6 protein-coding genes, 1 rRNA gene and 1 other RNA gene are annotated in these 7,082 nt (G+C 61.4%); 2 read left to right on the forward strand and 6 right to left on the reverse strand.

What is annotated here, in order from left to right:
- Positions 1-3 precede the first annotated feature (3 nt).
- A complete protein-coding gene (gene mraZ, locus AC0Z35_RS18590; protein ID WP_006226256.1) occupies positions 4-432 on the reverse strand; it encodes a division/cell wall cluster transcriptional repressor MraZ in 429 nt (142 codons plus the stop codon).
- Positions 433-785: 353 nt separating this feature from the next.
- Positions 786-1,191, reverse strand: an RNA gene (gene rnpB / locus AC0Z35_RS18595) — RNase P RNA component class A.
- Positions 1,192-1,323: 132 nt separating this feature from the next.
- On the opposite strand from rnpB, the gene AC0Z35_RS18600 reads away from it, so the two are divergent.
- Positions 1,324-3,150, forward strand: a complete 1,827-nt coding sequence (locus tag AC0Z35_RS18600) for an ATP-binding cassette domain-containing protein (RefSeq protein ID WP_120157380.1) — start codon at positions 1,324-1,326, stop codon at positions 3,148-3,150.
- A 168-nt stretch (positions 3,151-3,318) separates the two neighbouring features.
- Here the strand turns inward: AC0Z35_RS18600 and pyrC are convergent, their stop codons facing one another.
- Positions 3,319-4,383 carry a dihydroorotase gene (pyrC, locus tag AC0Z35_RS18605; protein WP_104143376.1) on the reverse strand — a complete coding sequence of 355 codons (1,065 nt, stop codon included), beginning with the start codon at positions 4,381-4,383 and terminating at the stop codon, positions 3,319-3,321.
- A 12-nt stretch (positions 4,384-4,395) separates the two neighbouring features.
- On the reverse strand, positions 4,396-5,589 hold the full coding sequence (locus AC0Z35_RS18610) for a M20 aminoacylase family protein (protein WP_104143374.1): 1,194 nt from the start codon (positions 5,587-5,589) through the stop codon (positions 4,396-4,398).
- Between the two features lie 147 nt (positions 5,590-5,736).
- On the opposite strand from AC0Z35_RS18610, the gene AC0Z35_RS18615 reads away from it, so the two are divergent.
- Positions 5,737-6,015, forward strand: a complete 279-nt coding sequence (locus AC0Z35_RS18615; RefSeq protein ID WP_006217453.1) for an SWIB/MDM2 domain-containing protein — start codon at positions 5,737-5,739, stop codon at positions 6,013-6,015.
- A 374-nt stretch (positions 6,016-6,389) separates the two neighbouring features.
- On the opposite strand, the gene AC0Z35_RS18620 is transcribed toward AC0Z35_RS18615, so the two are convergent.
- The gene (locus tag AC0Z35_RS18620; RefSeq protein WP_046804327.1) at positions 6,390-6,809 is read right to left on the reverse strand and encodes a DUF4870 family protein; all 420 of its coding nucleotides are present in this window, start codon (positions 6,807-6,809) and stop codon (positions 6,390-6,392) included.
- Between the two features lie 175 nt (positions 6,810-6,984).
- Positions 6,985-7,082: ribosomal RNA gene (rrf, locus tag AC0Z35_RS18625) — 5S ribosomal RNA — on the reverse strand; the annotation flags it as partial.

Genomic DNA, 7,082 nt, shown 5'->3' on the forward strand with positions numbered 1-7,082 from the left:
TTTTCAGAACGAAAACTGGTTCAACACATCCGGCATACCCTTGGCCAAGTCTTCCGCCTCGCGGCTGGCCAGAGTAGCGGCGTCCCACAGCTCGAAGTGCGCGCCCAGACCGAGCAGCATCACATCGCGCGTCATACCGGAAGCGTTGCGCAGTTCAGGAGCGATCAGAACCCGGCCGGAGCCATCCAGTTCGACATCCTGAGCGTTGCCCAGCAACAGCCGCTGCAACGCACGAGCCGTCATGGGAAAAGCGGCGATCTGCTCGCGCTTCTTTTCCCATTCAGGCCGCGGGTACACCAGCAAGCAGCCGTCAGGGTGGCGGGTCAGGGTCAGCCGGCCATCGGCCTGCGACATGAGCGCGTCACGATGCCGGGTCGGAATCGAGATCCGCCCCTTCGCATCCAGCGTGAGTGCGCTGCTTCCCTGAAACACCACTTTTACCCCACTTAATTGCACAATTTCCTACTATTTCCCACTCTACGGTATGGCAATGGGGCGGTCAAGCGAGTGGTTGCAATTTTTTCAATCACAACAAGGACTTAGGCCAATATGTAAAACCGCAAAAAGAAAAACCTCCTGATTTATCAGGAGGTTGCGGCACACACTAAAAGTCCTTCGTCAGAAGTAGCGGCTAACGATGCCTTTGCATTGTTTTACGCCGCGCCCTTTGCACCGGTTGGCGAGGCTTCCCGCCGAACGCCCCATTTTGGCGCCGGGAAAAAATCGCCGGCGCATGCCGCGCGGCCAGGCATTGATGCCCGGCGCCGCGCGAGTGGGAATATTCGATGCAAGACGGGTCTATAGGCCGGATTCTGTACACCAGGTTGCCCTGGCGGACGATCATTCCTCTGCGCGGATCATTGCTGAGCCGCTCTAGCCATCTACCCGCATGCTTGGACGGAGCCGCCCTTCGCGACCCGAGGGCCGCACGCATGCCTATTTGATGTTGCTCCGGATAGAGGTTGCCGCGTTTCACCCTGAGACGCCGCCATTCGTTGCCGAACGACGCGATACGGAGATGGCCGTACCTGTGCGCGCAAAGCGCGCCCGCTTCCCAGTCTCGTCTCTGTGGCCCTATTCCTCAACCGCGCCCGAGGACGCGGCCGGACGGCCGTTAGCCGTTATCCTGCCCTGTGGAGTCCGGACCTTCCTCGATGGATTCGCATCCACCGCGATCGCCCAACCCGTCTTGCGGTTCGTATTCTATTACAGGTAGCGGCACTGTCCCCGACACGCCCCGGTCTTGGCCCATTCAACGGCTTGCCGAGGTTCCTGCGACAATACGCGTTGATCCGCTTAGAAGCCGCAGAAAAGACCGACTACATGGCCCTCGCTACCCTCATCACCCTGACCGACATTCAGCTGGCCTATGGCCACCACCCGTTGCTGGACCATGCCGACTTCGCCATTCAGGCCGGCGAGCGCATCGGCCTGATTGGCCGCAATGGCGCCGGCAAGTCGTCGCTGCTCAGGCTGCTGGACGGCCGCACGCTGCCCGACGACGGCGACATCGCCCGCAGCTCGGGGTTGCGCGTGGCCACCGTCGAACAGGAACCCGAGCTGGACGAAAACGCCACGGTGTTCGACGTGGTCTGCAACGTGGAAGGCGACCATGAAGACTGGCAACGCCCTTCACGCGTGCGCGCCATGCTGGAAAAGCTGGGCTTGCCCGCTGACGTGCAGATCGCGGGCTTGTCGGGCGGCACGCGCAAGCGCGTCGCCCTGGCGCGCGCCCTGGTTGAAGAACCCGACCTTCTGCTACTGGACGAACCCACCAACCATCTGGACTTCGAAGGCATTGCCTGGCTGGAAGAGATGCTGCGCGGCTGGCGCGGCGCCGCCGTCATCATCACCCACGACCGGCGCTTTCTGGACGCCGTCACCACCCGCATCGTCGAACTGGACCGCGGCCGCCTGCTGAGCTTTCCCGGCAACTTCTCGCAGTGGCAGGAACGCAAGGCCCAATGGCTGGAATCTGAACGCCTGGAACAGGCCCGCTTCGATAAGCTGCTTGCGCAGGAAGAAGTCTGGATCCGCAAGGGTGTCGAGGCCCGCCGTACGCGCAATGAAGGCCGCGTGCGCCGCCTGGAAAGCCTGCGGGTCCAGCGCGCTGAACGTCGTGAGCGAATTGGCGACGTCTCGTTGGCACTGGCTGAGGGCCAACGTTCGGGCAAGCTGGTGGCCGAGCTCGAGCATGTCGGCAAGACCTTCGGCGACAAGGTGGTCGTGAACGACTACTCCACCACCATCCTGCGCGGCGACCGCATCGGCATCATCGGGCCCAACGGCGCCGGCAAGACCACGCTGCTCAAGCTCATCCTGGGCGAGATGCAGCCCGACAGCGGCACGACGCGAATGGGTACCAATGTGGCCGTCGCGTATTTCGACCAGATGCGCGCGCAGCTGGATGAAAACGCGTCGCTGGTGGACATCATCAGCCCGGGCAGCGAATGGGTTGAAATCGGCGGCACCCGCAAACACGTGATGACTTATCTGGGCGACTTCCTGTTCTCGCCCGCCCGCGCCGGCTCGCCCGTGCGCAGCCTGTCCGGCGGCGAACGCGCCCGCTTGCTGTTGGCGCGCCTGTTCGCCCGCCCTGCCAACGTGCTGGTGCTGGACGAACCCACCAACGACCTGGACATCGAAACGCTTGAGCTCCTGGAAGAGCTGTTGCAGGAATATGCCGGCACCGTGCTGCTGGTCAGCCACGACCGGGCGTTTTTGAACAACGTTGTCACGCAGACCATCGCCTACGAAGGCGACGGACACTGGCGCGATTACGTCGGCGGATACGATGAATGGGTGGCGCAGCGGCCCGCGCCTGCCGCAGTGGAAACCGATGTGGAAGCCACCGCCAAGCCCGCTGACGAAAGCGCCGCGCGCGCCAAAGTGGCCCGTGCCAAGCCGGCCAAGGCCAGCAAGATCAATGCATGGGACTTGCGCGAGCTTGAAGGCCTTCCCGATGCCATCGCCGCGCTGGAGGCGCAGCAGGCGGAACTGGCCGGCAAGTTGGCGGACGGCAGCCTCTACCGCGACGCGCCGGCGGAAGTCGAGCGCATCAACGGCGAACTGGCCAAGCTGGAAAGCGAGCTTGAAGAAAAGTTCGCGCGTTGGGAATTGCTGGAAGCTCGCCGCGACGGCACGCTGTAAAACGCCGGCACGCCTTTTTTCGGCAGCTTATATTTGGTCATCTATATATAGGCACATCTATATCGGCCTATTGACCGCCCGCGACACAGCAAAAAATCGGGGTGATCGGCAACATGCCGATCACCCCGATTCACGTTAGTGGCCGCGCCCGAGCGCGCCCTGTCCCGCTCAAGCGTGAGCGCGCCAAGCCAGCGCCTCACCCGCCGCCAACGGCACCAGCGTCGTGTTGCCGAATGCCAGTTCTTCGGGCACCTGATACGTTTCGCGCACCAGCGTCAGCGTGCCGGTATTGCGCGGCAGACCATAAAAATCCGGACCATGGAAGCTTGCAAAGCCTTCCAGCTTGTCCAGCTTGCCCACGGCATCAAACGCGGTCGCATACAGCTCCATCGCGTGCAGCGCGGTGTAGCAACCCGCACAGCCGCAGGCGTGTTCCTTCAGGCCGCGGGCGTGCGGTGCGCTGTCCGTTCCCAGGAAAAACCGGGGGCTGCCGCTGGTGGCGGCCTCGACCAGGGCAAGGCGGTGCGTTTCGCGCTTCAGGATTGGCAGGCAATACCAATGCGGGCGCACGCCACCTTGGAAGATCGCGTTGCGGTTGTAGAGCATGTGCTGAGGGGTGATCGTCGCGGCCGTCGGCCCTTCAGCATCACGCACATATTCGGCGCCTTCTTTCGTCGTGATGTGTTCGAACACGACCTTCAAGGCCGGGAATGCGCGGCGCAAGGGTTTCATGACGCGTTCGACAAAAATGGCTTCGCGGTCGAATACGTCGATAGCAGGATCCGTCACCTCGCCGTGCACGAGCAGCGGCATTCCGCATTTTTCCAATGCTTCCAGCGCCTGGGTGCACTTGCCCAACAAGTCAGTCACGCCGGCGTCCGAGTTGGTCGTCGCACCCGCGGGATAGAGCTTCACCGCGTAGACCTGACCGGATGCATGCGCGTTGCGGATCTCTTCGGCTGAGGTGTTGTCCGTCAGATAAAGCGTCATCAGCGGAGTGAAGGCGTCGGCGTTGCCACCCGCCTTGCGCAACGCTTGAAGGATGCGATCCCGATACGCCAGCGCCTGCTCGGTGGTGGTCACCGGCGGCTTCAGATTCGGCATGATGATGGCTCGCGCAAACTGGCGCGCGGTGTCGGCCACCACGGCTTCCAGTGCCGCGCCATCGCGCAGATGCAGGTGCCAATCATCAGGGCGGGTGATAGTAAGCTGAGTCGTGCTTTGAGTAGACATGGAAGAGGCTTCTTAATCTGCCAGCGGCATGCCCCGTTCTGCCAGCGCGGCGAACATCGCGCTGCCCAGGGGAATGACCGCATCGTTGAAATCAAAATGAGAGTTGTGCAGCACGCAGCCGGACTCGGCGCCGCCTTGGCCCAGGCGGAAGTATGCACCTGGCTTGCTCTGCAACATGAACGAGAAATCTTCGGAGCCCATCGACGGCACCAGATCGCGCACCACGTTTTCTTTGCCGATCATCTCGGTGGCGATGTCGGCCACCAGGTTCGCATGCTGCGGCGTGTTCAAGGTGGCGGGATAGATGCGTTCGTAGATCAGTTCAGCGGTCCCGCCGAACGCGCTGGCGATTGCGGTGACCAGCTCTCGCATGCGAGTCTCGACCATTTCCTGGACCGACTTGCGAAACGTACGCACAGTGCCCACCAACTTGGCTTCGCGCGGGATGACGCTCATGGCGCCGGGATGGCCCGCCTGCATCGACCCGATCGACACCACGGCGGAATCCAGCGGGTTCACGTTGCGCGACACGATCGTCTGGAGCGCCGTGATGATCTGGCCGGCGATGGTTACCGGATCAATGGTTTGATAAGGATGCGCGCCATGGCCGCCGCGCCCGGTGATCTGGATCTCAAAACGATCTGCCGCCGCCATCATCGGCCCAGGGTTGATGCCGATGGTACCTGGCCGCAAGCCGGGCCAGTTGTGCAGGGCATAGATGGCATCACACGGAAACGTGTCGAAAAGGCCATCCTCCAGCATCGCGCGCGCACCACCTCGGCCTTCCTCGGCGGGTTGGAAAATCAAGACTGCCGTACCGTCAAAATTGCGCGTCTGAGCCAAGTATTTGGCGGCACCGATCAGCACCGCCGTGTGCCCGTCGTGACCGCATCCGTGCATCAAGCCAGGCTTGGTGGACTTATGACCGAAGTCGTTGTCCTCGGTCATCGGCAAGGCGTCCATGTCCGCGCGCAGCCCGATCATGCGGCCGCTGTCGCAGCGGCGGCCACGTATCACGCCGACCACGCCCGTCTTGCCTATCCCCCGATGCACTTCGATGCCCAACGCTTCCAACGCGCCGGCGACGATCCCGGAGGTTCGCACCTCTTCGAAACCCAATTCGGGGTGGGCATGCAAATCGCGTCGCAGCGCAGTCAACTCGTCATGAAAAAGTCGAATTGATTCCAAGGCAGATCGTGCGTACATAGGAGGTTACAGAATGGCGTGATAGAGGGGACGGTGCGTATATTTTAGTTGCTACAGAGGATAAATGCCTTTGTCTTTACCAGAGAGACACGTTATGCTCCGGCCGCAGGACAATTTTTCCAACAGCCAGAGAAGGAGCGCCGCATTATGGCCACAACCTCCAAACCCGCGACCGCGCGCAAGCCGAACGCTGCATTCATGAAGCCCCTGACCCCCAGCGCCGAGTTGGCCGCTGTCATCGGCTCGGAAGCCGTGCCGCGTACCGAGGTCACCAAGAAGATCTGGGAATACATCAAGAAGCACAACCTGCAAGATGCCAGCAACAAGCGCAACATCAACGCCGATGCCAAGCTGCGCCCGATCTTTGGCAAAGATCAGGTCACGATGTTCGAACTGACCAAACTGGTCAACGCACATCTGAAGTAAGCAGGCAAAGGGCGTACCCCGTACGTCCCTGCCTCCTGGATTGTCGCGACGCCCTGGCTTTTCGCCGGGCTAGCCAACCCTCTGTTCAGCTGCGCCATCTTCGGCGCACCATCCCAAATCCACGTTCTGTGGATGCGGCGAAGCTCAATCCCCATACCGCCCCAGCACTTTCGGATCGCCCCGTTTGCGCCCCGTTTGACGCGCCGTTGTGTCTGCTCGTATGTGCGTCCAAGCCCTTGCGTCGGGACGCGCTTAACGCCTGTCTGCGCGCGACGCGTCTTTGCGAGGGCATCGCGATCACAGCCAATTCGTGGACGTAAAAAAGCCGGCATTTCTGCCGGCCTTCTAAGCGCCTACAAGACGCTTTTTCCCAATCAGGCGTAGGGAGTCGGTGAGCTGCCTTCCAACAGCGCCAGCCAGCCTTTGATCAAGCGATACAGCACCCACACGACCGTCGCGATCAAGCTGATCCAGCCAATGAAGATGTACACCGCGATGGCGCTGATCGCCAGCCACAGCATCGCCCACCAGAACGTACGCAACATCCAATCGAAGTGGCCAGCGTAAACCGTGCCGGCGGCGTCAGAGCGTTTCAGGTACATCAGCACCACGGCCGCCAATGTCGCAATGCCCAGAATTCCACTTGTCAGAAATCCCAGGGCGAATAAACCGTATGCCACATGGGTCAGCGTGCGCAGGTCCAACGTTGTGCCGGGCACGGGGGTCTGGGGATCACTCACGATAACGCTCCAACGAATTGACTCGGACAATCTTACCGCACAATACCCACCCATCCACGGGCGTTGTTATTTCGGCACATTCAGCATTGGCGCGGCTTGCAGCGTGATTGATAGCGCCCTTGCGGCGTCAATTGGACGTTCATTTCCGGGCTCATTTTGAGCCTGAGTTCGAACTGTTATCGCTAAAGACAAAGCCCCACCGTGAACGGCGGGGCTTTGAGGGATAAGAGCTTGACGATGACCTACTTTCACAGACGTCCGTCCACTATCATCGGCGCGAAGGCGTTTCACTGTCCTGTTCGGGATGGGAAGGAGTGGTACCACCTT

The organism is Achromobacter sp. 1L-A-4-B-C2 (genome assembly GCF_057291955.1).

Bases quoted from the DNA above. Each gene is read 5' to 3' on its own strand.
- AC0Z35_RS18600 (WP_120157380.1), top strand. From the start codon at position 1,324: ATGGCCCTCGCTACCCTCATCACCCTGACCGACATTCAGCTGGCCTAT.
- pyrC (WP_104143376.1), bottom strand. From the start codon at position 4,383: ATGTCTACTCAAAGCACGACTCAGCTTACTATCACCCGCCCTGATGAT.
- AC0Z35_RS18610 (WP_104143374.1), bottom strand. From the start codon at position 5,589: ATGTACGCACGATCTGCCTTGGAATCAATTCGACTTTTTCATGACGAG.
- AC0Z35_RS18615 (WP_006217453.1), top strand. From the start codon at position 5,737: ATGGCCACAACCTCCAAACCCGCGACCGCGCGCAAGCCGAACGCTGCA.
- AC0Z35_RS18620 (WP_046804327.1), bottom strand. From the start codon at position 6,809: ATGGGTGGGTATTGTGCGGTAAGATTGTCCGAGTCAATTCGTTGGAGC.